This window comes from Paenibacillus sp. ALJ109b (assembly GCF_010747435.1).
Lineage (GTDB): Bacteria > Bacillota > Bacilli > Paenibacillales > Paenibacillaceae > Paenibacillus > Paenibacillus taichungensis.
Genome location: NZ_JAAIFP010000026.1, coordinates 1 through 26,319, shown reverse-complemented (window position 1 = coordinate 26,319; position 26,319 = coordinate 1). Strand labels below are relative to the sequence as shown.

General features: G+C 39.1%; 35 protein-coding genes and 1 pseudogene. 1 reads left to right on the top strand and 35 read right to left on the bottom strand.

Annotated elements, in window-relative coordinates:
• Positions 1-142 precede the first annotated feature (142 nt).
• The 25 genes and pseudogenes from G3352_RS23180 to G3352_RS31740 form a co-directional block, all read right to left on the bottom strand.
• A complete protein-coding gene (locus tag G3352_RS23180) occupies positions 143-1,774 on the bottom strand; it encodes an S-layer homology domain-containing protein (protein ID WP_345940796.1) in 1,632 nt (543 codons plus the stop codon).
• A 151-nt stretch (positions 1,775-1,925) separates the two neighbouring features.
• Positions 1,926-2,528 carry a nitroreductase family protein gene (locus tag G3352_RS23175; RefSeq protein WP_163760442.1) on the bottom strand — a complete coding sequence of 201 codons (603 nt, stop codon included), beginning with the start codon at positions 2,526-2,528 and terminating at the stop codon, positions 1,926-1,928.
• A gap of 140 nt (positions 2,529-2,668) precedes the next feature.
• Positions 2,669-2,914, bottom strand: coding sequence for a hypothetical protein (locus G3352_RS23170; RefSeq protein WP_163760440.1), 246 nt, complete (start codon positions 2,912-2,914; stop codon positions 2,669-2,671).
• A 180-nt stretch (positions 2,915-3,094) separates the two neighbouring features.
• Positions 3,095-3,865 (bottom strand): acyl-[acyl-carrier-protein] thioesterase, encoded by a 771-nt coding sequence (locus G3352_RS23165; protein WP_163760438.1) that lies wholly within the window; start codon positions 3,863-3,865, stop codon positions 3,095-3,097.
• A gap of 54 nt (positions 3,866-3,919) precedes the next feature.
• Positions 3,920-4,780 carry a helix-turn-helix domain-containing protein gene (locus G3352_RS23160; protein WP_163760435.1) on the bottom strand — a complete coding sequence of 287 codons (861 nt, stop codon included), beginning with the start codon at positions 4,778-4,780 and terminating at the stop codon, positions 3,920-3,922.
• Positions 4,781-4,939: 159 nt separating this feature from the next.
• Positions 4,940-5,488, bottom strand: coding sequence for a glutathione peroxidase (locus G3352_RS23155; RefSeq protein WP_163760433.1), 549 nt, complete (start codon positions 5,486-5,488; stop codon positions 4,940-4,942).
• Between the two features lie 172 nt (positions 5,489-5,660).
• Positions 5,661-6,485 carry an HAD family hydrolase gene (locus tag G3352_RS23150; protein WP_163760431.1) on the bottom strand — a complete coding sequence of 275 codons (825 nt, stop codon included), beginning with the start codon at positions 6,483-6,485 and terminating at the stop codon, positions 5,661-5,663.
• A complete protein-coding gene (locus G3352_RS23145) occupies positions 6,469-6,981 on the bottom strand; it encodes a DUF6886 family protein (RefSeq protein ID WP_163760429.1) in 513 nt (170 codons plus the stop codon). Before G3352_RS23145 ends, G3352_RS23150 begins: the two co-directional genes overlap by 17 nt.
• Positions 6,982-7,009: 28 nt before the next feature.
• Complete coding sequence (locus G3352_RS23140) at positions 7,010-7,522, bottom strand: GNAT family N-acetyltransferase (protein ID WP_163760427.1); 513 nt, start codon at positions 7,520-7,522, stop codon at positions 7,010-7,012.
• Positions 7,523-7,560: 38 nt separating this feature from the next.
• Positions 7,561-8,196, bottom strand: coding sequence for a hypothetical protein (locus G3352_RS23135; RefSeq protein ID WP_163760425.1), 636 nt, complete (start codon positions 8,194-8,196; stop codon positions 7,561-7,563).
• Positions 8,197-8,249: 53 nt separating this feature from the next.
• Positions 8,250-8,693, bottom strand: coding sequence for a GNAT family N-acetyltransferase (locus G3352_RS23130; protein ID WP_163760423.1), 444 nt, complete (start codon positions 8,691-8,693; stop codon positions 8,250-8,252).
• A gap of 314 nt (positions 8,694-9,007) precedes the next feature.
• Positions 9,008-9,649: a FusB/FusC family EF-G-binding protein gene (locus tag G3352_RS23125; RefSeq protein WP_163760421.1), complete on the bottom strand. Its 642-nt coding sequence runs from the start codon at positions 9,647-9,649 to the stop codon at positions 9,008-9,010.
• A gap of 265 nt (positions 9,650-9,914) precedes the next feature.
• Entirely contained in the window at positions 9,915-10,772 is an 858-nt protein-coding gene (locus G3352_RS23120) for an MBL fold metallo-hydrolase (RefSeq protein WP_163760419.1), read from the bottom strand.
• A gap of 157 nt (positions 10,773-10,929) precedes the next feature.
• Positions 10,930-11,376 (bottom strand): hypothetical protein, encoded by a 447-nt coding sequence (locus tag G3352_RS23115; RefSeq protein WP_163760417.1) that lies wholly within the window; start codon positions 11,374-11,376, stop codon positions 10,930-10,932.
• Between the two features lie 140 nt (positions 11,377-11,516).
• Positions 11,517-12,038, bottom strand: coding sequence for a DinB family protein (locus G3352_RS23110; protein WP_163760415.1), 522 nt, complete (start codon positions 12,036-12,038; stop codon positions 11,517-11,519).
• 24 nt (positions 12,039-12,062) lie between these two features.
• Positions 12,063-12,188 carry a hypothetical protein gene (locus G3352_RS31495; protein WP_256337832.1) on the bottom strand — a complete coding sequence of 42 codons (126 nt, stop codon included), beginning with the start codon at positions 12,186-12,188 and terminating at the stop codon, positions 12,063-12,065.
• 132 nt (positions 12,189-12,320) lie between these two features.
• A complete protein-coding gene (locus G3352_RS31625) occupies positions 12,321-13,262 on the bottom strand; it encodes a GNAT family N-acetyltransferase (protein ID WP_163760413.1) in 942 nt (313 codons plus the stop codon).
• A 56-nt stretch (positions 13,263-13,318) separates the two neighbouring features.
• Positions 13,319-14,083 carry a Nif3-like dinuclear metal center hexameric protein gene (locus G3352_RS23100; RefSeq protein ID WP_163760412.1) on the bottom strand — a complete coding sequence of 255 codons (765 nt, stop codon included), beginning with the start codon at positions 14,081-14,083 and terminating at the stop codon, positions 13,319-13,321.
• Between the two features lie 61 nt (positions 14,084-14,144).
• Complete coding sequence (locus G3352_RS23095) at positions 14,145-15,203, bottom strand: alpha/beta hydrolase family protein (protein WP_163760410.1); 1,059 nt, start codon at positions 15,201-15,203, stop codon at positions 14,145-14,147.
• 91 nt (positions 15,204-15,294) lie between these two features.
• Entirely contained in the window at positions 15,295-15,762 is a 468-nt protein-coding gene (locus tag G3352_RS23090) for a hypothetical protein (protein ID WP_163760408.1), read from the bottom strand.
• 126 nt (positions 15,763-15,888) lie between these two features.
• Positions 15,889-16,824 (bottom strand): cysteine synthase A, encoded by a 936-nt coding sequence (cysK, locus tag G3352_RS23085; RefSeq protein WP_163760406.1) that lies wholly within the window; start codon positions 16,822-16,824, stop codon positions 15,889-15,891.
• 170 nt (positions 16,825-16,994) lie between these two features.
• The gene (locus G3352_RS23080; RefSeq protein ID WP_163760404.1) at positions 16,995-17,471 is read right to left on the bottom strand and encodes a GNAT family N-acetyltransferase; all 477 of its coding nucleotides are present in this window, start codon (positions 17,469-17,471) and stop codon (positions 16,995-16,997) included.
• A 63-nt stretch (positions 17,472-17,534) separates the two neighbouring features.
• Positions 17,535-18,089 carry a GNAT family N-acetyltransferase gene (locus tag G3352_RS23075; protein ID WP_163760401.1) on the bottom strand — a complete coding sequence of 185 codons (555 nt, stop codon included), beginning with the start codon at positions 18,087-18,089 and terminating at the stop codon, positions 17,535-17,537.
• Positions 18,090-18,302: 213 nt separating this feature from the next.
• Positions 18,303-18,839, bottom strand: a complete 537-nt coding sequence (locus G3352_RS23070) for a GNAT family N-acetyltransferase (protein ID WP_163760399.1) — start codon at positions 18,837-18,839, stop codon at positions 18,303-18,305.
• A gap of 237 nt (positions 18,840-19,076) precedes the next feature.
• A pseudogene (locus tag G3352_RS31740) lies at positions 19,077-19,587 on the bottom strand (DUF6933 domain-containing protein).
• 149 nt (positions 19,588-19,736) lie between these two features.
• Here G3352_RS31740 and G3352_RS23055 point away from each other — a divergent pair.
• A complete protein-coding gene (locus G3352_RS23055; RefSeq protein ID WP_306291800.1) occupies positions 19,737-20,057 on the top strand; it encodes a hypothetical protein in 321 nt (106 codons plus the stop codon).
• 175 nt (positions 20,058-20,232) lie between these two features.
• Here the strand turns inward: G3352_RS23055 and G3352_RS23050 are convergent, their stop codons facing one another.
• From G3352_RS23050 to G3352_RS23005, 10 genes are all read right to left on the bottom strand, one after another.
• The gene (locus G3352_RS23050) at positions 20,233-20,739 is read right to left on the bottom strand and encodes a GNAT family N-acetyltransferase (protein ID WP_205525019.1); all 507 of its coding nucleotides are present in this window, start codon (positions 20,737-20,739) and stop codon (positions 20,233-20,235) included.
• The gene (locus tag G3352_RS23045; RefSeq protein ID WP_163760389.1) at positions 20,730-21,527 is read right to left on the bottom strand and encodes a phosphotransferase; all 798 of its coding nucleotides are present in this window, start codon (positions 21,525-21,527) and stop codon (positions 20,730-20,732) included. Before G3352_RS23045 ends, G3352_RS23050 begins: the two co-directional genes overlap by 10 nt.
• A 12-nt stretch (positions 21,528-21,539) precedes the next feature.
• Entirely contained in the window at positions 21,540-21,818 is a 279-nt protein-coding gene (locus tag G3352_RS23040) for a hypothetical protein (RefSeq protein ID WP_063563283.1), read from the bottom strand.
• A gap of 27 nt (positions 21,819-21,845) precedes the next feature.
• Positions 21,846-22,652 (bottom strand): GNAT family N-acetyltransferase, encoded by an 807-nt coding sequence (locus tag G3352_RS23035; protein ID WP_163760386.1) that lies wholly within the window; start codon positions 22,650-22,652, stop codon positions 21,846-21,848.
• A 48-nt stretch (positions 22,653-22,700) separates the two neighbouring features.
• Entirely contained in the window at positions 22,701-23,585 is an 885-nt protein-coding gene (locus G3352_RS23030; protein WP_163760384.1) for a hypothetical protein, read from the bottom strand.
• Between the two features lie 29 nt (positions 23,586-23,614).
• Entirely contained in the window at positions 23,615-24,169 is a 555-nt protein-coding gene (locus G3352_RS23025; protein ID WP_163760484.1) for a GNAT family N-acetyltransferase, read from the bottom strand.
• Between the two features lie 60 nt (positions 24,170-24,229).
• Positions 24,230-24,691, bottom strand: coding sequence for a GNAT family N-acetyltransferase (locus G3352_RS23020; protein ID WP_163760382.1), 462 nt, complete (start codon positions 24,689-24,691; stop codon positions 24,230-24,232).
• A gap of 64 nt (positions 24,692-24,755) precedes the next feature.
• The gene (locus G3352_RS23015; RefSeq protein ID WP_205525018.1) at positions 24,756-25,196 is read right to left on the bottom strand and encodes an NUDIX domain-containing protein; all 441 of its coding nucleotides are present in this window, start codon (positions 25,194-25,196) and stop codon (positions 24,756-24,758) included.
• Between the two features lie 3 nt (positions 25,197-25,199).
• Positions 25,200-25,601: an NUDIX hydrolase gene (locus tag G3352_RS23010; protein ID WP_062324469.1), complete on the bottom strand. Its 402-nt coding sequence runs from the start codon at positions 25,599-25,601 to the stop codon at positions 25,200-25,202.
• A gap of 129 nt (positions 25,602-25,730) precedes the next feature.
• A partial coding sequence (locus tag G3352_RS23005; protein ID WP_205525017.1) for a class I SAM-dependent methyltransferase occupies positions 25,731-26,319 on the bottom strand: 589 nt, incomplete at its 5' end.

Below are 26,319 nucleotides of genomic sequence, written 5' to 3'. Positions count from 1 at the left end.
CCTTCTATCCATTTACACCGTTCAACTAAAATTAAACGTAATCCGTTACAACTTAGCTTTTACCAAAATAAAACAACCCAAACCATCCGTCAGAATAACGGTGCGTTTGGGTCGATTTTAGGAAGGGTTATAATACCGGAATTTAGAAAATATATGATTCAAATCGTGAAGCATTCGAAATGGCATTCCATACATCTGCCGTCTCTCCGCCCATATACCAGTAGGCCAATCCGGCAATGTTACGTTCTCCGCTCATCATTACTTTCGCGGATAATGAACGACTATCCTCTGCCCAAATATATCTCGGTGTCCCATTACTGTTGTAGCCGATGACATATTGAACCAGATCTGCATCCCATCGTCTCACGGAACCTGAAGCTCGTGCACGAGTGCCCTGCTCTGCCAAGGTGATGTCCCATGAACTGGCTGCCGGATTAACGGAAGACCAATCCCGTGTATATAAAGGCAGAGCCAGAATTGCTTTGGCGCGAACGACCTCAGCGAGCATCGTATCCAGAGCCCTTTCAACCCAAGGAAGAGATGCCACAGACCCTGCTTGCGGATCACCGTTCCAGTGCTCCTCATATCCCATCAGTACCATATAATCCGATACGGCGCCCAATTGCGCATAATCAAATGCATCGGTCCAGTCTGTCCCCAGATCGGGTGATACATCTACAGACACAACAGCACCGAGCGCATGCAGAGCCGTTGTCAGTGAAGTAATAAATGCGGTCATTCCTTCACGATCAGCTGGCAGTACGTTCTCGAAATCAACGTTAATGCCATCCAGTTTATATGTTTTCACATAAGATGTGACCTGTGAGATCACTGACGCCCGGTTGGCTGAGCTCGATAACATCTGGTGGGTAAGGTCCGGGTTCGAACGATTGCCAAGCAACGGCCATACCTGTCGGTCTGTAGCAGATGCCCATGATACTAACGACGTGTCCGTGAGATCTGTGACTTTCATGCTGCTATTCAGGAAGAACCAACGGGGAACCAGTGTGTTTGCTTCCGTCTGTTCGATTTGTTTCTTAAACTCAGCAGTAGAGGCGTTATATTGCCATCCTAACTGAATACCGAGCTGATCCTCGCTTTTCAGCTGATCTGACCAGGTTTTCTTTTGCAAAATAGCATCCAGCATCACTGCTGCCTCTGCTCTGGTCACTTGGTCATGCGGTCGAAACTTGCCATCACTACCGTGCATCAAGCCAAGTTGATATACGGTCTGCACATAAGGACGCGCCCAGTCGGATATCTCAGCTGCATCATCATATGTGGATGACAGAAGATTCGTTGATTTGGAGGATTGTTTCAGCATCCTCACCAGTAATGCAGCCGCTTCTTCCCGAGTAATGGAGGCGTTTGGCTGGAACACGCCCTGACTCTTGCCCTCAAGTATGGAAAGATTGGTCATGGCTGCAACGTTACCGTAGTACCAAGCGTTCATGCTAACATCGTTATAAGGATTAATATTGTTTTTAACAGGTTTCAAACCTAGCAGTCTCACAGCAAATGTTGCAAATTCAGCACGAGTGACTGCCTTTTTGGGTTCAAACGTATTCTCGGAGGTTCCAGCAGCAATTCCCGCCTTAACCAGATGTGCAATGGCATCCTTGGCATAACTGGAGGTTGTATCCTTGAACACCTGCTGTGTCGTTGCTGCCTGAGCTGTGGATTCACCGATGGAGATTGATCCTATCGCTAGTACACCGCACAAAATAACATTCCATAGATTGCGCCGGGTACGTTTAAATATTCTATTATTCACATCAAAAAGCCTCGCTTCATTGGAGTACGATCTACATCATCGTATCAAATTGAAGCGAGGCCGTATGTGGTTAAATATTGGGAAATTCGCTGAGCGAGTGCTCCTCAATTTTTTTGTGAATCGAGGTCACATTTGACTTCAGGCGAAAGTCTTACTTGTGTACTTTTACACGTTGTTCAATCGGTTGGAATTCTTTCTCGCCTGGTGTTGCTGTTGGCTTGCCGAATGGCATTTGAGCGATCAGTCTCCAGTTCTCCGGAATGTTCCATTCCTGTTTGACCTTCTCGTCAATCAACGGGTTATAGTGCTGCAGGGAAGCACCCAGACCTTCTTGTTCCAAGGCAGTCCAGATCACCAGTTGCAACATACCGTTGGATTGGTTTGCCCAGATCGGGAAATTATCCGCATAAGATGCAAAATTTTGTTGAAGCTGTGCGATCACATTATTATCTTCGAAGAAAAGCACTGTACCATATCCGCTACGGAATCCAGCCATTTTCTCAGCTGTAGATTTGAAAGCTTCTTCATTGCCAACCACTTCACGCAAAATTTCTTCGGTGTGATTCCACAGTTTGTCGTGTTGTTCACCGAGCAATACTACGGCACGAGATGTTTGTGAGTTGAATGAAGTCGGAGTGTATTTTACCGCTTCTTCCACGATTTCCTGGATTTTAGCATCCGAGATTGTGGATTCCTTGCTGATTCCATAATAAGATCTTCTGTTTTTCAACGCTTCAAAGAAAGATGTAGACATAAATATTCGCCTCCCAAAATGGTATTTCCTAAGTTCCAACACAGTAACTATAATATAGTAACATACATTAGTCAACAAACTATTTTATTTTCACTAAATGTACATTATATTTATTTCAAACAGCTATTACATGAATCTGATCACTTCGACTCGCGATAATCTGCTCGATATTTCTCTTCCGATGACGAATTGCTCTTGGTTTGATCCTTATTCTTCTCTTCCTGCTTCTCCATATTCAGATCTTCCATCGGAATGGGGTCCACCGTCTGCTCTTCTTCATACCGGTCAAGCAAACTTTCCTGCTCTGTTGGATACTGTTCGGGATTATTATGGGAACGATCCTTATGTGTATCCTTGTTATTTTGATCCGGTGTGCGCTCTTTCATTCGTGATTCCTCCTCAGTTTTTCATTTACCCTTCTTTTACCTTTTCTGTCTGGCTTCTAAACACGAGCGAATTATGAGATGAACGTAACAGATGCATCTTTGTCTGCAGCAGGAGGTAAAATAGCAAAAAGCCAACCAGAACAAACTGGTTGACTTCATCTACTTGTATTCTGTTCCATTTCATTGATCACTGGGCGAAGCAATGAAATCTCCGAGAGTCAATTTGGCTTCAAAAATAATGCTCTCATTCTCTTCAGCCAATCTTCCTCGGACCCACACAGCTCCCTCTGTAACCACTGAACGCTCAACAATCATTTGCTCCTGCATACGAATCTCACGATGATATGAAATTTGCAGACGGATCATACCTGAAGCCAGTTCATCCAGTGTTAATGCATCACAACATACGTCTGCATACCGGGCGTTGTTCATATGACCATTACTGTCTGTGCTGCTGTATTGTACAGTTAAACGATATTGTTCCTGCAAGCTGAGTTCAGAGGGAACTGTCACTTTAGCAGGGGCTTCACCTAAGGATAAATCAGGATGCGATTTCACTTCAAAAGGTAAAGCTGATGGTCTGACGACTCTGCGTCTCTTTAGATCGACCAACGCCCAAGCCGTGCGAGCCTCAGACAGATGTGTTCCCTCTCGATCTGTGAGGATATAATCCCTTAACCATGTCACACCTTTATTTTCTTTATGCCACGTCTGCAAGGATACTTCTTCTTCCAATCGGGCTGGGCGTATGATTGTGACATCTGTCGTTAATAGCATCCAGCCCAATCCCTGATCGAGCATCTCCGATACGGTAACTCCCATGCCTGCTAAATCGCGGTCTGCTGCCAACTGCATATGTTCCAGTAAAGCAGATGCACGACATTGTGATCTGTAATCGGCATCGGCTGATCCAATTCGGTAATCAAGCTTAAATGGTTGTTCAGATTGCATTCAGTAACCTCCTCAGGCTGTGCAGCATGTAAAATCTTGATCCGTGACACTACATTAATCAAACGATCGATGTAATCGACTGCGGTACAGATCAGGTGCACACCCTACACTTTGTTTGAACATTCGACTGAAATGGGATAAACGTTTGAACCCGGCCAACCGGCTAGCCTCTGTCACACTGATATCCGGCTGATATTGGAATAACAGCTTGGCCTGATTAATTCGGCGGTCATACACATATTTAAATATGGTACTGCCTGTCATTTCTTTAAATAATCCTGCCAAGTAAGGCTTGGATAGATGAAGCTCACTTGCCAGATCATCCAGACCAATGTCCTCCATATAATGGGTTTCGACATATCCAATAATATGCTGTACATGCCGCTCCTTCTCGGAAGAAGGAAGGTGGTCCTCGACCCTGCCTCGGCAGATTCCAGCTATAACATACAGCAGGTCACATAAGCGAACGTTCATGCGTTCCTCTTTGAAATCACCCGGATTCACCGTAAGCTGATGCAAACTCAGCAGCAAAGCTTCGAAATCGGAACGAATATTGCCTGTCAGATTGATTCGGCAGTTTCTCAGTTCTTCGAACGGCTTTAACACTTCGCTCACCCGGTCCGGGTGCAGACTGCTGCGGATGGCCGAGGGATCGAAGTGCAGCGTCGTTCGCACATACGGTCTGCCTGGCATGGGATGTGGCCTATGAAGGGTCATGCCATGCATCAGGACCAGATCACCCGGTTCAAGGTTGTAGACTCGATCTCCAATCAGATAGGTGCATTCGCCATCATGAAAATAGTACACTTCATATTGCGGATGCGAATGAAATCCGTCCGATGCTCCAGGGTCGTACGTGCTGGTGGAGCGATAGCTATATTCCAGTGGTCCACTAAATTGCATTACACTTGGCACGTTCAAGTACCTCCTGTTCTGGAGAGGTTTCTTACCATTTTACCCGTTTCACATCATGTCGGATAGTACTGGGCAGACTTTTGAAATATAGAAGGCCATGCACATATCCGTTTGTTTGCACGGTACGTGTCATGGCCCTTTAGGATTGTGAAAGATAGCTTACAGTAGCTGTTCAATACTCGCCTGGATCTCGTCAATCGAGTCAACAGGTTCAAAACGTTTAACCACATGCCCTTCGCCATCAATCAGAAACTTCGTGAAGTTCCACTTGATTGCATCACCATGCAACCATTCCGGGGCTTTGTCCGCCACCATTAGCTTTAGCAGTTTCGCTTGCACATCTGACTCATCAAAACCTGCAAAAGGTCCCGACTTTTTCAAAAAGTCATACAGCGGATGCGCCGCTTCCCCATTGACATCCATTTTGGAGAACATAGGGAATTTCACGCCATAGTTGATCTGACAAAAGGACTCCGCCTCTTCGCTGCTTCCCGGCTCTTGCTCTGCAAACTGATTACACGGGAAACCAATGATCTGAAGCCCTTGCTCTTTATACCGATCATAAAGCTTCTGCATATCGTCGAACTGATGCGTGTACTTACACTTGCTCGCTGTATTCACGATCAGTACAGGTTTTCCTTCGTATTGATAGAGTGGGAAACGTTCTCCACTCGTTTTGATTACGCTAAAGTCATAGATGGTTGGCATAAAATTGGTGCACCTCGCGATGTTATGTAGTTATATAGACTCATATGAATTTCTATTATATACGAAATAGAAGATTCTGTATCGTAAAAAGACCTCTATAACTCCCCTAGCGTTACAAGTGCATCCATCTCGTTATCGAATTGAAATCGTTCATCCCAAATTTTATAATCATTCATCTCAACACCCGTTCCAACACTCTCGCAACTCCGTCAGAATCATTCGTATCAGTGATCTCTTTCGAGAGAATCTTCAACTCTTCAATTGCATTACCCATGGCTACCGACCAGCCACATATTTCAAAAAGCCCGATATCATTAAAATCATCACCAAAAACCATTACGTCTTCAACTTTTATTTTCATTGCCTTACATAAAATTCTCAATGCATTCTCTTTGGAGGCTTTGATAGATGAGATTTGAACAAGGTTACCACCGTCTGTAACCAAAACATTTAATCTGGATGCAAACTTCTCTCTGAGAAAATCTATATCCTTCAATCCCGTTAAAAGTACTTTTGTTGCAGCAATACCTTTGAGCTCTTCTAATGATTTTAACGTTGGGTTTTCTTTAACTCTCATTAGCGTTGTATAATCATATTCTTTTAAACTAATCCATTGATCCTCCACTTCAAGGCTTAAACCCAGTTCATTGATTTCCATGCCATAATTTATTAATTCAGCAGTGATCGCAGGGTCTATGTGTTCATATTGTTGAATACCAGTGTAATTGCAGTGGATATAGGCTCCATTGTAATATATAAAAGAACCGCGATGGAGCAACTCCTCAGGTAAAAGCAACCTTACTGCCCTTGGTGGACGTGCTGTAGCATAGATAAATCTGATCCCTTGTTTAGAGCATTTCACCATTGCCTCATAATTCCGTTTCGAAATTTGTTTATCTGTGTTGAGTAATGTTCCATCCAAATCTAATACTACTATTGGATACTGTATAGAAATCCCCCCTATGCTACTCAAGTTCACTCTAAACTTTCGTTGCATTATTGAATCTATGTATTCCAAATTCTTTGAAATCCGATGTAAGTATCGCCTCTCTCAGTGGGTACAGATTTGGAGTAAATCTGAGTTCAATTCCTTTCTTAAATAATCTCTCTATTAAACCATCCATGAGGTCTACAAGTAGAGGCTTAGTAACCTGATAAGAAATGTAGTATCCCGCCGTTGGATCAAAGAGTTCAAAACTGGTGTTATCGAAATGGTACCTGTATATGATCTGATTCATAATCCTCGGATACCATGAACTTTCAACCGTAACGATGATATCCGCATTAGAATGTTTGAAAAACTTCTCGTTATTCTCATCACTTAAAGTGTCAGTCTTTTTACAAATGATTCTCGGGCAATCTCTTGGAAAGTAATATGAATATTCATGCTCTTCATCAATAGCCCACACCACTGCAGGAAATTCAGCTCTGTTTTGTTTCTCTCTTGGAATAAAAACTTGGATATCTGAAACCTCGCTAAAATGATAAAGCATTCAGGCACCTCTCATCATTTAGTGATTATTAAGCCTCGGTAAAGATGCTCTTACATTCCCACTTCCCGTCACATAAAACGACAGAGGTTTCGATTTGTCTTTCGGGGACGTTCCAGTATCGAGTTAATAACTGCTTCTTCTCATCCGATGAAACTAGGGTGAAACCATTTTTCAAATAGAATTTTATAGCCCATTCTGCCGAATCCCAGGTTCCTATTAATATCGGTTTATCGGTTGATGCCACCAGATGAGCCAACAACTTTGTGCCTATTCCGCTACCGCGTTGGTGAGTTCTTACATATGCGTGCCTGATTAAAGCAACATCACCTTTATCCTGAATTCCCATAACGCCCCATAATCTATTATTTTCTTCAAAGCCCCAGAATACGACGCCATCACGGATTTCCTGATTCAATTCTTGCAATGGCATATAGGGTTCATGATAGCGATCCTCAGGAATTACACCTTGGTATGCCTTTGCTGCATCATTAATGATCTCAACCATTGCATCTGCGTCCATACTGTTGCACAATCTGATCATGGAATAAACCTCCTGAAAGTTATAGTCTATTAATTGAACTATCGTAATGGATATACCAATTCAATAGGTTCATTGATCAATTCCTCTTTGAAAATATAATTATGATCTGCTCCCACAACACATAGAATTTTCTTGCCCGGATTCGAATGATAAGTGTTCTTCACACGTTGAATCATAATCTGATTTCGTACGATCCATCTAAAGTTATTTGCTTTTGGATTAATCTGATCCAACCATTCATATTTTTGTTTGGTCATAGTATCAAACGCATCCGAGTTAAAGGGAATCGATCCAACGTCATGTGTATTCATTTGTTTAGCAAACCATTCATCATCGATCTTCTCCAACGCTTTACACTGCTCTTCTGAGAAGCCGTTAAATGGATCAAAATCATTCCAGACATCTAACTCAAACCAGTCAATAGGCACAAACTCTATATTCCGTTCTTCACATAATGGAAAGATAAGCTCCCAATACTCACTGGCTGGCTCACCCCAATATCCCTTATCCTGTTTATCCTTGATATACTTCATCCAACTCTGGGGATGCACTTCACCGCAGATAATATCCGGGTTGAATTCTGTAATCAGATCCTCATACAGGATAAGTGAACTATTATATTTCTCTCTTAATTCTTGATTATGAATTGTCCCCAAGATTCCAACGACCGTCATATCATTTCTCCTTTGTAGATGTTATATAATGTTGCTGAGATTCCTATGTAAGTCTATAATCTTTTCTTCAAGAAGTACTGAATAATTCCTTCCGGGTATTCATCTATCATTCCAAATATTTCATAACCCATCTTCTTGTAAAATTCAGGAGACTGATAAGAAAATGTACTTGTATGTGAAAGTTTGCAGCCCTCACTAACAGCAATGCTCTCTGCTTGCATGATTAATGATTTCCCATACCCATTTTCTCTGTATTCTTCATCAATCCAAAAGTTATCAATATATAAAGTATAACAGTACGTAGCACAGAAGATCCCACCTACTGCTTTGCCTGTCTTATCCCTTAGAAACAAATTGATGCTTTTGCCAGGTTTCTTTAACAGACCATTTGTTTCTCTTAGATTGTATTGATACAAATTGCTACAGACAGCATGGTAATCCTCCTCATGATCTTCAAATACAATTTTCAATTCATCGTTAACAGCAGGGTTATTCATTTTTAACGTCCTCACGATTTCATAGTATTTGTCTTCACTTACTGTTACTGAATCGGAACATAAACTAAACATTATTTAAGCTTAAATAAAATGATGGTTGTGATATTTAAAGTTTTTTCCAGTAACGTTTTGGGGATTGTTATCTTTGGACGATCTTTGATTTCCAATTTCCCTCCTCTTCTCTGTATACACACCGTATGATTACATGTTAACAATTATCAACCTCTTTTTCCAATGATTTCTGAACTGCCTTAGGAATGAAATCATAAGCAAAAAAGGCCGCCTTTACAGGCAGACCTTTACTTAATATAACCTTATTTACGAGCGGAGAGAATGAACTTCTCCAGCGATTCTGTATTGGTAATGCTGTGATTACATCCTTGGTTCTCCATACAAACGTATTGACCAATCGCAGAATAATTATCCGGTAAAGCGTTCTTGGTCTTGACCGTGAAGAATGCAAGCTCTTGATGCCGATTACAGAATAGGCAGTACCCCTTCTTGTGTGTCGGCGTTATTCTTCCCTCAATACCGATAAACTGTCCTTCGAACGGATACACAACGAATAATTTGTTCGTTGCAATATCTACCCAGCTCAGATACGTTACATATCGAAAATCAATGGATTGTAGATCAGGCATTTTCATCTTTTTGTTCTTCGGAAATAACTTCTGAATTTGTTTCAACGTAATCGGTGGATACAACTCCAGGTATGGTTCTAGTGCTTTCATATACCGTTGAAAATCGTCTGTTGTCTCCAGCGACGAGATTTGCTCCAGCATTTGCTGCTGATCCTCTGTCAGATCCGTAAATGCATCAATGATGTTTGTTGCAGCACTGTATCTTACAGTCTCCAGGACCCTGCGATCCGCGGCAGATTGCACGGTTTTGCGAACAAATTCAGCTTGTCTTTTAATCAAATTATATTGGTGGTTTCTAATAAATGGTGTACTCATAGCTTTCAGCTCCTTATTTTTCGCAGAAAAAAATCAATAAGGGCAAAGCCTGTTATCAGAAACGATAATATTAAGTATGGGCGAAAGAATCTAAGCTATCGCGCCCCACGCAAAGTATCGCCCCCGATCAGGCTTTGCATGAGTTATTTCTAGCTAACGAGCAATTCAGCATTGCCATCTGAGTAACCCCCAATCAAATATCATGCGAAAAGTATATCAGAGAACTTCACATGGATCAATTGAAATGAGTTTTCATGGATGTCTTTTATTTCGTTGCTTTTGATTGTAATATCTGATCATTCACGAATCCTTGTAAGAAGAAAAGCTCATTGTCATTTGCTGTTCGATCATTGGCTGCTTCAAATCGCTCGATTGCTTCCTCTAAGGATGTGGATTTCACAGCATTATTGGCCGAGATGAGCTCTCTCCAATACGTAGCCATCTCCTCCACGTCACAGATCGACTCATGACCAAGCAAGAAATGAACCGCATCATATTGCTGAATGTCCTCAATCATAGGCAATAACTTGTCTTGTTTAATATGATATAGCGAATTTGTAGTTGTGTTGTAAGCACTGTCGCCCAGAAAAATGACCTTTTCATCCGTAATGTATACAATGGTTGAATCATCCGTATGTGTACTTCGAATGGTTTCAAGTACACAAACTTTATTGCCCAAGTCCAGATGGAGTGACTTTTCAAAAATGATATCCGGGGGACATAACTGAAATGTGTCTCTATCCGGTATTTCATTTTGTATCGTTTCCATGCAATGTGAAGTCATCTTCTTGGAATCCACATACTCCTGAAGAGAGCGGTCATCATAAGAATAGTTCCGCCAATCATTCATCTTTTGGCTAGTTAGACTATTCATAATAATCGTAGCTCCATATTCATTCATTCCTAAAAAATGATCCCAATGGGCATGAGTGATGACCACATATTTAACGGGTGGAACGTTTAACTTCTCTATTTCTTGTAAGAAATCCCTGGCATGTTGAACTGAATTTCCAGCGTCAACGACAAGGCTGTATTTATCACCGCAAACTAACCCCAATGTCGGTCTTTCTTTATCATTTTGGTTAGATAGATAATAGATGGTTTCACTTAATTGATTTAGCATGTTCATTCTCCTCTATAATAAATTCTATATCCATAAGAGAGAAAATCTACATGCTTATTTAAATCAACATTTAGATTTTCTCATTTTATTTGTTTACCAATGGAATCACCTCCTTTGTTTTTCACATGAACTGAATGTTCATCATCTCACCAGATGCTCATTCTTCTTTTGCATTAAAAAATGTATCATTATTGATCTGAATTATTCTGTCTGTTGCCTCATGGTTTATCGGATCCCTGACCAACATACTAAATATTTCTCTAAGTTCTTCTATTCGTAATAAGACTTTGTCTTTGGATCTTTCCTCTCTAAGTGCGATATATAATTGATACAAACTAATATCTAAATCATCATTCAGTTTTTCAAAAGAAGTTAGTTCCGATATCGCAGCTACATTAGACACACTTGATATCATTGACCTATACGTATAATCATTAACTTCCATACTAAAGCTGTGCTGGACATTACTTATTTCATATCTGAATGAATTATCAATAGAGTTCTGAAGCTCTTTTCTTTGATTTTGAGATTCAACAAATTTAAAACCCAGAATGATTAAGCTCAATGTTAATAAAACTATAATATAGGTACTTATTTTCTTCATTATTGAATAGCTCCTAAAAACCGAAATTTTAACGATGCTATATATTAGACACTCTTCAGATGTTATAAGTTCGGCTTTTTTCTATGAGCCTGTTAGCTGTTGAAAGGAAAATGCAATACAAATACCGCTTTCTCATCGTTTTAATAAGCTTCATGATACCATCTTCGAAGTTGATTAATGTGGGCTTGATGATAACGACTGTGGTCAGCGATATGCCAAATACCCCAGCGTATGGTCGCTTGCTTCTCATTCTCATGTCCAAAAGTAACAATCCTCGCTAGATCATCATCCGTTAATTGTGTACACGCGTCCTTCAACATGGTTATGACACCTTCATATGTCGACATAAGTGTACTCAAAGATATTCCTTGAACCATAGGAAGTCTGCCATTTTCATCAATCATGGGGCCATGTTGCTCTCTTAAGTTTTGAGGAAGTGGTAGTCCCTTTATTCGAAAAGCCCAATTCAGATCGACGTAGGTGATATGTGTTATTAATTGAGCGGTACTATTGAAGTTGTTATTAGGTCCTTTATAATCTATTTCTTCTTGCGACATACCTTCCGTGATTCGTTGGAGTCGTTGACTGTTTTCTATAACCGCAGCAAATAACAACCCAACAACAGGTGACATATTGGCTTCGCCTTTTAAATCATAAAGCACCCTAACGCCTCCTTGAAGTTATCTTCATCGTTCTTCCCTTAGAATCTCCTTGATTTCTCTTAATTCTTGCAATATTTCTTTGGTGTACTGGTTACTCTTGGAATTATCCATTCCGATTTTCACAACAAAAATACCAAAAAACAAAGACACTACCAACATTAATATAGTCCCAATAATAACCATCCTTTCCTCAAGCAACAGAAACCCGAGAGATTAGAAACAGCGATGCTGCCCCATTCAAAAAGATCCACTCGGGTTAATAGTTAATTAATTTAACCGTGACTACTCATGTACAGGAACATACATCGTTTGTATCTCTTGAACGCCAGGAACAAATCCAAGATTAAAATAAACTGATTCGGCATCATTGCCTTCCATGACATATAACCTTAGAACTGGATACTTGTCTTTAAGAGAAGTCAGGGCTCTTTGCAGCATGCGTGTAGCAAGTCCTTTTCCTCTGTAAGCAGGGTTGACTCCGATGCTATATACTGCTGCTTGATTGTCCTGCAAACAAAGGCGACAGTTGGCTACGAGCTGTCCAGTAACCTTATCATATACAAGTGTAGAAGCTTGAGTTAGGTTCTCATTGGTATAATAGATTTCTTCGTTCGGGATAAAGTCTTCAAGGGATGTTTTCTTTCTGCGTAAGGCTTCAAAACCGTCTACAAAGCTGTCAAAGTCACACTGAGCAATTTCATCTTCATTAATGTATTGCTTAGCACCCGTTTCATTCTCGATAATTTCGGGGCTCTTAACTATAAAATCATGATCCCAACGCACATTGAAATGATCTGTCGGGCGCTGCATCCAGCGACATCTGAACTCATCTGGCCAGAATCCAGCCCTCGTAAATAAATGTACTTGATCGGGGAGAACTTCATATATCTTGATACGTTGAGTTGCATCAGACCATTTTATGAGTATTCTTTTAAGAAGTTTCAGTACCTCAAATGAATCATTGAATGGGGGCATAAAGAATAGATGATATAACGTATTGGGTGCCATCCTTACCCCACCGATTTTTGACTCTCCTTTATAAATCCAAAAAGAGTTATTCCGCGAAACATTGAAGTAGCCTTCCTCTCTAAAAAATCCAGTATAGGCCATATTATAATAGACAGAACAGTACAGTCCCCATTCTTCGGGCTCAGCCTTTTGAATGGAATATTCATTTGATAAATCATAAGACTTAAGTTCCTCGGACCAATTATTTAATTCCACACGTTATTCCCCCTCGTTCAAACTAACCCATTTAATTTCTACCCTGTGACTGTTAACTACTCCATTACTTCAAAATGTTCTTCATATAGTTGCAATATTTCTATACCTTTAAATTTCTCCTGAAGTTTTTGAGCTAAAGACTTTACTCCGAAAATTTCAGTATAGGTGTGACTTCCCACAATGATATTCATTTTTATGAACTTAGCATATTGCACTGTATATAATGTTTTTTCGCCAGTAATGTAAACGTCGCAATTACTATTCATAGCATCCCTCAACTGGTCAGTCCCATTTCCTGCTCCTGTAATCATGCCTATTCTTTTAATTTCTTTATTATTATTATTTTGAAAGTAGACTCTTTCACCCAATAATCTGTTCATATCCCCGACTAGTTGTTTCAATGTTATTGGAGATGCAAACTCCCCAATACCTATTACAGTTTTACTATCTAACTGATAAGGTTGTTGAACAATATTACTAATTCCTAGTAGATTAAGCAAAGAAATACACGTACCGAAACTAACATAATCTAAAGGTAAATGAATATAGAAATGTGCAATATTATATTCTTCTAATAGCTCTATGCAACGTTCCTTCATCCCATAAACAAAATCCCATGCATCATGATGGGTCACTATTAAATCAACATTCATCTCAGCAGCCTGCATAACAATCTCAGGAGTAATGTTTGTTGCAAAACCAATTCTCTCGTAATTATTTAATGAGAAATTACAGAAGCCATACTCTTCATCTTCTTTAAACTCTAAAAGTAATGGACCAAATAATTCTTCGATTTGCGATTTGAATTGTTGAACATTCATTAAAGTGCCCCCCAATTAATCATAATTGTTGTGAACGATTTCAATATTATCTTGAATCCCCTTAAATAACATGTCCTTTACTATTTACTTGATCAATTCCATCATTAATCTTATTTTTCAGCAGCCCATGAAATTTATTTTCTTCCTTCTTTAAATGCTCCTCAAGGAAAGCAGAGATATACTTATTAATAGTGGAATGCTTGTGTTCTATCCCATCTTCCTTGTAATGTATCGGGATATCGCTAAAAGTCATATGATGAGCACCGTTTAATTTAATAAATGAACTATTGAGTTCATTCGAGTTAAACAAAGACTCATACCCACTTAGTAACAAAGGTAATAGGTCTGGAGAGATTTCATTTTCCAATTCTTCAAACGAGCATTTCTCTTGCCGAGCTACCAATAAAGGAACAGATATTCCCTCTTCCTCATTCGTCGTCATTAAATGGAAACTAGGATCTAATAGAATGCTAGCCTTAATTCTCTTTTCTCTTTTAAGCAATTCATAAGCAGCAGCCCCACCTAATGAATGACCAATGATCCCCATTTCATTCACATCGACTATGCCCCTAATATCCTTATCTGAATCCAAGACCTTATCTACATTTTTCAAAACCCAACTGATATCTTCAACTCTAAGCTTCAATAATTGTTTCCAAGAATGAATATCTAAACTTTCTATTTCGGATATCTCTTTGGATTGCTGGACAAAGCGACCGTCAGGAAAAATGGAAAATATAGATTCATGAGTGGCCCCTATAGTAATGACAACAAATCCGCACTCCACTAAATGCTCTACACAAAAGGAATACATATCTCTAACGACACCAAAAGCCGGAGCTATAAAAATAATGGGACAGTTTTTAGTAGTAATATCAACACTCTCATCATTATGTATTTTTGTATCCAGGTTACAAATATAATCCTTATCCACTCCCATACTAGAGAGCATACCAACAGCGGAAGATATATTAGGTTCAAATAACGAAATATACTTCGACTCATGCTCCACTGCATTGGCAGGATAGTATATACTAATGAGCACTTCTCTGGTTTCCTTACTTATCGGATCAATACGTGAATCATCCTTTAAAACAAAAACCTTTTTTCCAACAGTCATTGCATTCACCCTTAACTATTTTTTCGTCACTACGACTTATTTAGATTGAATTGAATGTACGCTTCCATAACTTCATTGATCAGCCTTAAATTCATTGAATAATTAACTCTTCAGGCATTATCCAAAATTGATTTGATTCTTTATTAAGTTTTAAGTGAATTGTTTGTTGTTCACCTTTCTTCAAGCGTTTGTAGCTTGTGCCCATACTGAAGATACTTCTTCCTGGGGTCCATTGCAGTCCACTCACTTGTCTATTATGATGCACTACTAAATACTCATTAGCTTCAATTTCATTTCCCTCAACAAGATTATTGGAGGTATTATTAAATAAGATGTTTACAATTTTTATCTTGGTAGAGACCCTGTCTCCTAGTATATTTTGTTTACCTGTTCCTTCAACTAAAACCTCCACATCAGCTTGGGATGAAACGATTTCATAAATGCCTAATTCTTGACTCGTTCGATCAAGCACTATATATTGATTCAATATTAAATATACACCAATGATTCCAGATACAATGGATAATAAAACAACTACTATTTTCCGCTTTTTCGTCACCGCAACTACCTCCAAGACTTATCGATTTTCCAGGTTGCATATTACGTTTGTGAATCCATGCCCTCACCGCTTCAAAGAATCGGCAACGATGCTTTGAAGCGGTGAGGGCAGCTTAATAATTTAATCTTATGCTTCTGGATAAAGATCTGTTGATAAATATCGTTCCCCTGTATCTGGGAATAGAACAACTATACTTTTATTTGTATTCTCTGGCCTTTTGGCAATTTGCACTGCTGCATATGCAGCAGCACCAGACGAAATACCAACTAATAACCCTTCGGATTTAGCTAAAAAACGTGCTGTTTCAAATGCATCTTCATTGCTTACCTGTACGATCTCATCAACTACAGATCTATTAAAATTGTCGGGAACAAAACCGGCACCAATTCCTTGAATGGTATGCACTCCTTTAGTTCCTCCAGAAAGTACCGGGGAATCCGAAGGCTCTACAGCTATAATTTTCACATCTTCTTTTCTTTGTTTAAGTGTTTCGCCAACTCCAGATATGGTTCCGCCTGTACCAACACCACCAATAAAAATATCCACTTTGCCTTCGGTATCTCTCCAAATCTCCTCTGCGGTTGTTACCTTATGTACTTGTGGATTTGCTGGATTTTTAAACTGTTGAGGTATATATGAATTAGGGATTGTAGCCGCAATTTCTTCAGCCTTTTTGATGGCTCCAGACATTCCTTCTGTGGCAGGTGTAAGAACTAGTTCTGCTCCCAGAGCGATCAACAGCTTCCTACGTTCTACACTGAAACTCTCAGGAAGCGTTATGATTAATCTGTATCCTAATGCTGCAGCTGCAAAAGCAAGCCCAACACCTGTATTTCCGCTCGTCGGTTCTATTATCACTGAATTTTGGTTAATTAACCCCTTCTCTTCAGCATCTTTAATCATTCCATATCCGATTCTATCTTTTACGCTACCTGCTGGATTAAAGTATTCCAATTTAGCAATGATCTTAGTTTCAACTTGATACTTTCTCGCAAAATTAGAAAGCTCCAAAAGTGGTGTATTACCAATCAGCTCTGTGAGATTCTTCGCGATATTAGTCATAATTATACCTCCAAAATACATTTCCAACTAAAATAGTTGGTTTTAATATCACGTTATCATGTATGGTAAAAAATACAACTATTGAACTTCTACTTTATAACGTAGGAAAGCAAGAGTTATTAAACTGAGCGTGAAACCTTTGTTATAAAATTCTCATCTAAAAATAGAGATCAAAGTTCCAATACTGTTATGAGCTCGTCATGGCACACTTCACCGTTTTCATGGAATCCAAAGCTCTCATATAGCTTTTTGGCAGCCAAGTTATCAGGACTATATGGTATCCAACAATAACGTGCAGGACCAGCTGGGAAAGTTCGAATAAACTCCAATATTTTCTTTAATGCTTCCCGTCCATAGCCCCTGCTCTGGTGCTGTTTGTCAATCATCAGTCGCAAAATACAATAGCTATTGTCAGCAATAACAGGAAGATCATAACCCGTGATTCCGTAAGTTATCATTACAAAACCTACAGGTTGCTCATCTGCGTAAATCGCAAGTGGGAATGGGGAGCCGCCATTGGTTGCAAGAACATAACATGATGCTACACTTGAAAGGTTTGATGCAACATATTGACGCTGCTCTTCTGAAACTTCCAAGTTAAATATAGATCGTCGGTTATCTAGTGTTATTTTTCTGAGCGTTATCATGCAGACTCTCTCCTCACCAAACATCATAGATTTAAGCGGTTTCAAGGTAATACCCAGTTACTCTTATTGGATCTTCTTTCTCATATACAAAGCTATTTCTTCATTTTGGCTATGATTATTTGAATATAGTGATACATCAATTCCTTCAATTTGATAACCACATTGCTTGTAAAAATGAATGGCAGGAACATTCGTATTCTGGGTTTCTAACGTGATAGCTCTGAAACCTTGTTCCTGGGCAATCTCATTCACTTTATTGATCAACAGTCTCCCATATCCTTTTCTTATGTATTTTTCATTCACCTGAAGATGCCATATCATCAGCGTATTATTCCAAGCTTGTGGTTCGGAAATTGCGAGCGCTATGATTTTCCCATCTATATATATTGCATAAGAAAATCCCAGTTGTATGATTTCATCATATCGTTCCAAATCATCTGTACTGTTCAATTCTTCTTTTTCGTAGATGTCATCCAAATTTATCAACGTTAAATTCACACTAAAGGAATCTTGTGTCTCTTTTCTGGAAAGCTCATATTTTTGAGTTGATTTATATCCAAAGCTTCCAAGTTGAAGCCAATCTTCATTGGATAGATTCTCTATTTTTTTGATCTCCATTACATCACCTCAGAATTAAAATACTTTACGATTTGCTTATAACGTTGTTTCATTCTTGCTTATATCTCTTCTTTCGACCTTAATTTCCATATTCCTGCATCCCTACTTATTGTTTCCTATCTGCAAAATTAATAATTCTCAAAAGAAAATAATAATAATCCCGACAGGACAAACCTGGCGGGATTTCGTTTGAATAGATATCGAAATTAATTTTTAGGTAGCAACCACATGATTCATCTCTTCACTTGCCATAAAGTCAGAACGATTCACATAATACAAATCATAGATTTGTTCCGTATTGTTTATCAACTTATACACTTCGTGGTATATCTCATTGGCTAATTTGACATAAGGCAACTTTCCAACCGCTTTCTTGGATCGAATATTTTGTTTTCGAATTTTAAGAAATACTGTTTCGATTTCACGTTGAAGAAACAACTCAGCAAAAAAAGCTTCCTTTGCTCGTTGATTGTAACCTTTTCCGAAATAAGGGGCTCCAATCCATGTTGCAAGAAAACCTGTCTTATGTTCCATGTGATATAAATCAATGGTTCCGATGGGATGTCCCAGCTCATTAAGGATCGTTCTGGAAATACATGTGTTTTGCTCTTCTTCATCAATCACCTGTTTAGTTGCAAATAAATATTCTTCATAAGATCGGCACTTATGACGAACGTATGGAAAAACAGCGGGGTCGACCATCAAATCATGAAGTGAGTGGCATTCGTGCAAGTCTCGTTTTTTCAACATTTAAACGACCACCTAGTCCTTTTAGTTCGCTGAATCAAACAAACTAAGTATATAAAAGGACGTGTGGATTTTAATGAATTCTACATTGCTTTTATGTAAAATTCATCATAGAAATGTTTTCCAGATCACTTGACTGAACATAACGAATATCGCCTGTTTACAGTCTGATTTTCAGAATCATTGACCCGCCGAGACATCCTCACTATCAATATTTCTACGGTCCAATAGGGAGTGCTCTTAACCCCAATTTTTGAAACTGTTTTCCAATGCTTTCACAAATACATCGATAGGATACTTGTAATCAATTGGTTTGTAGATGCTTCTATTTATCCATTGATGTCGTTTGTCCTCGTCTCTCAAATCATCGTTTTCACTTTGAACCGTATTTAAAATCAGCATCATTTCATTCATCGTGCTTATAACACTCCTGCTGTCCGTTTTTGTAATCCCCCCTTCATTGCATTCTCTTAAATATGAATTGGCTAACGCATCAGGAATTTTCAACGGAAAAATAAGCCTGCAAATGATTTAAAAAGACTTCTTTGAGATTATTGGCTTGGTTCGTTCGAATCCCGGTTACCGTTAAACTCAACCTCGAAAAATCATTCATAAACACATAGTGTTTTTTGCCATATAGCTTGAAGAAATTTACATGCCAACTAAAGAAAGCATCCACAGGCTGGTCGATGGTTACAGGTTTTACATTCAAATCCTTTAAGGTGTCTTTCGTTGCTTTAAAAATAATCATGGATTGTGTTCCTTTCGGTTTAGCCGGTCCCTTCATCTTCGCTAACAGCATTTCATGCCCATGGATAAAATTTTTGGTTCGAGGAAACATTAATCATACTACTTATCCTTGGGAGTGATGTTATGCTATACCTTATCAGCTTTGTGCTCATGTTTGCTGGCTTAGCCTGTATCAACATTATTTTTTCATATCAAAGCAAGCATATTGACACTCAGTTCTGGTCCACATTCAAATTCCATCTTTGGATGCTGCCTCTATTTCTCGCCGCTAATCTGAGCGTAGGATACGGTGTCAAGTTTGGAATGAAAGCTGTCAGCCAACTGGGCTATGTCCTGGTCATTGCCAAATGCATAGAAGTGCTCATCTCCATATGGATGGGATACTGGTTTATGAAGGAAGTTCCTTCTTGGAAAACGTGGATTGGGCTTGTGGTCATCATCATAGGTGTTGTACTGGTTAAACAGAAGTAGGATCTAAAGGGAGGCCAACCAACAAGTCCTTTTATGTACTTATTTAAACAAACTAAGTACATAAAAGGACTTGGAGGATATAATGAATCCTACATTGCTTTTATGTAGAATTTAGTATAGATTTTTCCCCATATGCTCCCACTCTAGTAGTCATCACTGCACCTCTCTCGTTAAATTAAAAAACGAACCGATATACAATTTCATCATCATATACGTCACCGGTCTCTGAAAACCCCATTTTTTCATAAAGCTTTCTGGCAACTTCATTATCTGCACATACAGTTAAATTCAAACACTTGCTATGGACATAGTTCTCTTTTATATAGCTAATTACCGAATCTATCGTTGCTCTTCCATATCCCTTACCTTGATAGCTTACATCGATCATAAAACCATTTAACCAATAGGACCAAGCTGTTGTTTCATCGACTGTGATCATAACAAAACCCACTAAGCTATCCTCCGTGTTATATATGCAAAATGGTAGATACTTGTACTCATCCCCATCTGGACGAATGTGCACCTTCGCTAGGGACACGGCTACTGATGGAACATAATGATTTTGATTGGCTTGAACTTGTAAGTTTAATGCATCTTTCCAGTTCTCTCTTGTAGTAGGTATTAATCTGATCACAATAATATCACTCGTTCCGTTTTGTTTTTTTATTTCAATTAACTCCAATCACCGAAATGCTTTTCAAGGAACCTTACTTCCTTCTCATAATGAGCCAAATGACCCTCTTCAACCATTTTGATAAAAGCTATTTCTCCAGACGCCGCCCGATCAGATAGTGTGGTACACATGAAATGAATTCGAGAAATCACCCATTCCTTCAGATCTGTCGGCACATCCATACCATAAGCATTAAAAAATAACGCTATACGCCTTTTCCGCTCAGATGCATGATCTGGTTTATTATATGGAACGACTTCTCTTTCATCTTTACCCGGTGAAAAACCTGCTAATGGGACAGAGGTATACAAGCTGTAAACGATATCCCATAGACGCGGACCAGGCCCTGCCATGTCAAAATCGATGATTCCTACAGGCAGCCGATCTTGAAATACAACGTTATACAATGCAAAATCGTTATGGCAGACTACTTCTTCCTTTGAAGATATCAATGGGCAATTATTCAAAGAAACCGTAGATGTAACAAAATCCACTGTAGCATCATGATAGCTTTTTAAAAGTTTCGCTACTTTGTCTAAGGTCTCATCAGACCACATATAACTTTCAACCTCAGGATAGTCATTTCCCGAAACCACACCATCCAGGTAAGAAAGGATTTCTCTGTCCTGCTCATCTACTCCCAAATATCTAAGGGAATGCGCATAGCCCACCGTTTCAAGGTGCTTAAGCAATTCATATACATACGGATTCGGTATAGCGTCACGCCGAACTGTGCTACCTACTTTTACAACCTTATTCACATTGCCTCCGGTTAGGGCTTCTTCGTACTCAGGCAAAATGAACCCCTCCTAAGATCGGTTTTGTGTGTACCTATTTGTTTTATCCTTTCTGGGATTCCCAGGGAATCCAGCAATCAATAACACAAATCCAACGAAAAATAAGAAATATACGAGAAAACCCGTGAAACCATTATCACTTGCTGGGATTATCTCGCGTGTTTTCCCACCTGAAGCGTATCCCGCTTCCACTATGGCTGTAGATATTCTCACGGAAATTCTATCTAAGGTTGAAATGAAAATACTGCTAATCATGAGAACCGCACCCAGGATTTTATTTGTATTGTTCATGAGCTACCTCCTAATTCAATCTAGTTTTTATCTTTCCGTCCATGCTGTTCGGATATATCCCAACTTCATGCCAACATGCTCCATATTTCGATGGCTTTGAGATAAAAATGAACATTGCCCTACCACCAGATTACATTCCTTATTCAAGGCTTCCGTTATTCTTCTATTCAAAAGCTGCTGATGTACACCCTGATTCCTAAACTCAGGTAATGTTGCTGCAAAGGTTAAGGATGCCTTTTGATTTTTAATAAACAGAACACTTACCGCTGCAGGGATGTCATTGACATATGCGATGTAAAATTTCCAACCTGGACGATGATAAAGAACCTTATTATTCTGGGCGACATAAGGGATACCATCATCCGACAAACCGGTTCCCCTGCAATGAATGGTCGCGTATAGCTCGAATTGATCCTCTTCAAGTTCTTGAATTTGGATATGATCTGAGTGATTCTTTTTTTCTTCTGGTTTGATGATCAGAGATGAATGAAATCCCGATGCATACATGCCTAAGTCGGTTAAACGTTTCAAGAAGTTCTGATCCACCACAGATGGAATAACTTCGAACTGAACCTTCCGATCGCGCTGTCTATAAAAATCAATGATAGCATCCAGGTGTTCCAGATCATTATTCGTTATGCCCTTCACCGTATTAAACGTGGGCCATGGCATGGTTTTACTGTAGAAACAGATGGCATTTCCAAATTGCTGAATCTCAATTCCTTCTGGGTTAGAGTCCCGACCTTGTATAGCAAGCATCCGATCTGTCATATAATCGATTTCCGAGAGTTCAATTTCTTTAATCAAATCTATGGATGGAATCAGTGGATTCATATCTTTACCTCCAAATAAATGTACGGGAACTCCGTTTTTTAATTTCCATTAAAATACTTTATTACATTGCCTGAACTTTACAATGGTTAGATGCTCCCACTCCCTATACAGCTGCTCTTTAGAGAGTATCTTCCACGGGTTGAATATCGTTTGCCCATCTTTATTGAAATATAGTTCTTCTCCCAGATGATATGCTGCATGTTGAATGATCCCATTCTCATCTGTCCATATGACAACGTCCCCTTGATGTAGTTCGTGAGTTAATAACTCCTCGTATTGATACTGTTTTAATTTCTCAAGAAACGTTTTTTGATGTACCCATTCATAGATAAACCACTCCTGGTTCCCTTTGGAGATTGCAAACAAAACAGCTGCGAGGCAATTTGCACCTTGGGAACTAGCAAACGAATTGGCATATGGTTTTAGAAAAGCAGGTAGCGACTCAGGTGGCTTCTCACATTCCCCTTTATCCCACCATTCGTAAACCAATGTCGTAAGTATCTGTTCTTTACATGACTTGTTCAGCTTTTCCCACATGAAGCGCTGAAGGATAACATGTCCATCCATCAAATAGCTTACAGGTATTTCCGCCAAATCATGTACAAATGTAACAGGGAAAACAAGCCCTCTTCCACTTTGCACTTGTGCATTTAATAAAAATCGTTTCTGTTCTTCAGGAATGGTTTCAATCCATTCTTTATCCGCAATGATTACATAATCAACGTCCTTAATATTCCAGTACTCATAACCATTCACATAATTCACTTGCCTATATGTGCTGTGGTTGTAGAACTCCTCTTTTGGCATTAATAGTACATCGGTAAAGTCAAATTCATAATCAAGATGTTCTTTTGATAGGAAAAACAAATCTTTTTCCGGTACATAACAATCTATCCACGAAAGTAAAACTTTTTTACCCGGTTTAATTATCAATATGTATTCCTCCGCGTTGGATTTGAAATTTATTCTTTCACCATATTTCTCACTACTCCGTAGTAAATCAGATCCTCATACCGGTCTTCTTTCTTGACATGATCCATCAGTACTCCTTCTTTTATCATGCCAATCTTCTGTATAACTTGTCCTGATGCGGGGTTAGAAGCAAAGTGTCGCGCATATACCTTATGATATTTTTTCACATCAAAAGCGAAGTCTAACATGGCTTTAGCTGCTTCCGTTGCATAACCTTTTCCCCAAAACGGCTGACCTACCCAATAAGATAACTCACCGTTATCGTAACGTTGTTGATTAGATAATGCTATTGCCCCGTACAAATCACCTGTTTCCCTATTACAAATAGCAAATTCATATAATTTATCTGCATTAAAATTTTCGTTATGTTGCTCTATCCAAGACACTGCACAATCTAATGTATATGGGTAGGGTAATGTGAGTGTGCTCTTATAAATGTTGTAGTCATTACATAATCTAGTAACGGTAGCAGCATCTGCTTGCGTAAATAATCTTAACAGCAGCCTTTCTGTGGTCATCGTTTTAGTGAGATCGTTGTACACCATACTATCCCCGCCTTTTTTATGAAAATGGATCATTGTACCTTCATAATGACCGATTTCTATTTATTTCAATTTCATTTTATATATCACTTCACCATCCTGATTTTCCAATTCCTGATTAATAAATCCTATCTTCTCATATAAGGCTCTTGCACGTGCATTACTTTTTTCTACGGTTAGTGAGATGATTTGACATTGTGGATGCTTTTCCTGAATACTTTCCAGTATCATATAAAGTGATTGACTTCCTAATCCTTTTCCTTGATAGTCCTTATCTATTTGAAATCCTCCAATCCAATAATTATCCGTACTTGCTGGTGTGTACGATAAATAGAAAAAACCGAAAGCTTTATCGCCTTCACGCAAAAGATATGGATCAAAAGCTGCATCCCACGGCTTCACGTAGGCATATGCTAAAGATTCGATGACCGTCGGTACAAGATTTACTTGCGTTTCAAGTAAAGATATCGCGATCGCCTCTTCCCAATTCGTTTTATCGATTGGTTCTATAGTAATTGGGTTCATTCAAATATCCCTTTCGTTTGCCGAATTATATTCGTTGAAGTAGATTAATGAGTTACTTAAGTCCTTATTGTTTAGCTATGATTTCAACTGTATCGATTACGTTATATTTTTTAAAATCATTTAAAATAGTTTGTGGTAAATAGTCATATAACTCTGATCGGGTTGCCCACATATACTCGCTATGTTCTTCTGAAAGTATCACTCGGTCATCTGTCGCTCTGCACAAATATGTCAGTAATACGATCTGTCTGTGCGGATCCGTAAAAAAAGTAGTAGCAAATAGTAACTTCTCAACGCTCACTTTAAGCCCAGCTTCTTCTTTCACTTCACGAGCCAAAGCTTCTTCTAGTTCTTCTCCAAAATCGATCTTTCCACCAACGGTTTCCCAGGTCCCAGCGGCAACTTCATCTGCACCTGAACGTTTTAATATCAATACCCTGCCTTTATTTTCAATGACTCCCTTAACCACAACAACAATGTTGTTTTTCAAGATACCTTCACCCATATGTTATTCAGAGAACTCAACTAAAATGGGATGAGTGCTCTCATCCAATGCTTTGTGAATTCTCTCCTTGAAATTCCCCCAGGTTATCATTTCATTGGCTTGTTCTAATGTAAAGAAACCAACCTCATCACTTTCAATACTTGTAGTTAGAGTTCCTCCAATCGGTTTTCCAGTGAATATATTGTTACATACTCCCCGCGTAGTATTCTGATATAGGCCACAAAACTTAATAAGTTCAATATCAATGCCAGTCTCTTCCTTCACCTCTCGAATAGCAGCTTGTGTGATGGTCTCGCCTTCTTCCACACAGCCTTGAGGCATTTCCCAGCCTCTCCGTCCCTTCATAAGTAAGATTTCATCGTTCTCATTAAGGACAATCACACTTGCAGACACAATAAATTTCATTTAAAGTCCTCCTTTTTTATGTTCTAGATTCAATACATCCAAGTAAAAATAATAAGCTCCCTTTAATCAAAAGGTCCTCTGCATTCAATTAGCAATAACAAAGTGCAATCCGTGAACCCACAGTTCTTATCACTCTTCCCTTCGGACCGTTCCAAATGAAATCTTCATGCTGGCTGCATAAGTCAACCAAGATTCATCATCAAATACCTTGGAGAGTGTTAATTCAGCTTCATACTGTGCCTTTGCTTCATGTTGGGTTAAGCCCCGAGTTGATAAGCATTCGGTTACCTCTACTGAATCACCAGGGTCCTGTCCTATACCTTCTTCTTTAATTGAGTGATAGAGAATGTTTTTTCTGGCAGAGTCCATGTTTTGATCTAGAAAGTTGACCTTATCACTCATTCTACATTCCACATTCGTTAATCCTAATTGACTCATTAATATGGGCAACCGCATTCCAATATTTCCATCTTTACCTGTACGTATATGATCTTGTTCAAATAATCTCTGTAAAATGCCTAGTTTAATGATTTCACTTTGTTCAACGCCCTCCACATGATAGTTCGCCATATTTCCAATCCAATGAGGTTCAAAACAAATGATTCTTCCACCCTCCAACACACTTTCAATCATCCTTTGGAGTATTTTCACAGAGTCATCCATATGTAATAAAAAAGCATGACTCAATGGGGACTGAACCCCTTTTGTGAGACAGGGA

Bases quoted from the DNA above. Each gene is read 5' to 3' on its own strand.
- G3352_RS23175 (WP_163760442.1), bottom strand. From the start codon at position 2,528: ATGTCTACATCTTTCTTTGAAGCGTTGAAAAACAGAAGATCTTATTAT.
- G3352_RS23170 (WP_163760440.1), bottom strand. From the start codon at position 2,914: ATGAAAGAGCGCACACCGGATCAAAATAACAAGGATACACATAAGGAT.
- G3352_RS23165 (WP_163760438.1), bottom strand. From the start codon at position 3,865: ATGCAATCTGAACAACCATTTAAGCTTGATTACCGAATTGGATCAGCC.
- G3352_RS23155 (WP_163760433.1), bottom strand. From the start codon at position 5,488: ATGCCAACCATCTATGACTTTAGCGTAATCAAAACGAGTGGAGAACGT.
- G3352_RS23150 (WP_163760431.1), bottom strand. From the start codon at position 6,485: ATGCAACGAAAGTTTAGAGTGAACTTGAGTAGCATAGGGGGGATTTCT.
- G3352_RS23145 (WP_163760429.1), bottom strand. From the start codon at position 6,981: ATGCTTTATCATTTTAGCGAGGTTTCAGATATCCAAGTTTTTATTCCA.
- G3352_RS23140 (WP_163760427.1), bottom strand. From the start codon at position 7,522: ATGATCAGATTGTGCAACAGTATGGACGCAGATGCAATGGTTGAGATC.
- G3352_RS23135 (WP_163760425.1), bottom strand. From the start codon at position 8,196: ATGACGGTCGTTGGAATCTTGGGGACAATTCATAATCAAGAATTAAGA.
- G3352_RS23130 (WP_163760423.1), bottom strand. From the start codon at position 8,693: ATGAATAACCCTGCTGTTAACGATGAATTGAAAATTGTATTTGAAGAT.
- G3352_RS23125 (WP_163760421.1), bottom strand. From the start codon at position 9,649: ATGAGTACACCATTTATTAGAAACCACCAATATAATTTGATTAAAAGA.
- G3352_RS23120 (WP_163760419.1), bottom strand. From the start codon at position 10,772: ATGCTAAATCAATTAAGTGAAACCATCTATTATCTATCTAACCAAAAT.
- G3352_RS23115 (WP_163760417.1), bottom strand. From the start codon at position 11,376: ATGAAGAAAATAAGTACCTATATTATAGTTTTATTAACATTGAGCTTA.
- G3352_RS23100 (WP_163760412.1), bottom strand. From the start codon at position 14,083: ATGAATGTTCAACAATTCAAATCGCAAATCGAAGAATTATTTGGTCCA.
- G3352_RS23095 (WP_163760410.1), bottom strand. From the start codon at position 15,203: ATGACTGTTGGAAAAAAGGTTTTTGTTTTAAAGGATGATTCACGTATT.
- cysK (WP_163760406.1), bottom strand. From the start codon at position 16,824: ATGACTAATATCGCGAAGAATCTCACAGAGCTGATTGGTAATACACCA.
- G3352_RS23080 (WP_163760404.1), bottom strand. From the start codon at position 17,471: ATGATAACGCTCAGAAAAATAACACTAGATAACCGACGATCTATATTT.
- G3352_RS23075 (WP_163760401.1), bottom strand. From the start codon at position 18,089: ATGGAGATCAAAAAAATAGAGAATCTATCCAATGAAGATTGGCTTCAA.
- G3352_RS23070 (WP_163760399.1), bottom strand. From the start codon at position 18,839: ATGTTGAAAAAACGAGACTTGCACGAATGCCACTCACTTCATGATTTG.
- G3352_RS23055 (WP_306291800.1), top strand. From the start codon at position 19,737: ATGTTTGCTGGCTTAGCCTGTATCAACATTATTTTTTCATATCAAAGC.
- G3352_RS23040 (WP_063563283.1), bottom strand. From the start codon at position 21,818: ATGAACAATACAAATAAAATCCTGGGTGCGGTTCTCATGATTAGCAGT.
- G3352_RS23035 (WP_163760386.1), bottom strand. From the start codon at position 22,652: ATGAATCCACTGATTCCATCCATAGATTTGATTAAAGAAATTGAACTC.
- G3352_RS23025 (WP_163760484.1), bottom strand. From the start codon at position 24,169: ATGGTGTACAACGATCTCACTAAAACGATGACCACAGAAAGGCTGCTG.
- G3352_RS23020 (WP_163760382.1), bottom strand. From the start codon at position 24,691: ATGAACCCAATTACTATAGAACCAATCGATAAAACGAATTGGGAAGAG.
- G3352_RS23015 (WP_205525018.1), bottom strand. From the start codon at position 25,196: ATGGGTGAAGGTATCTTGAAAAACAACATTGTTGTTGTGGTTAAGGGA.
- G3352_RS23010 (WP_062324469.1), bottom strand. From the start codon at position 25,601: ATGAAATTTATTGTGTCTGCAAGTGTGATTGTCCTTAATGAGAACGAT.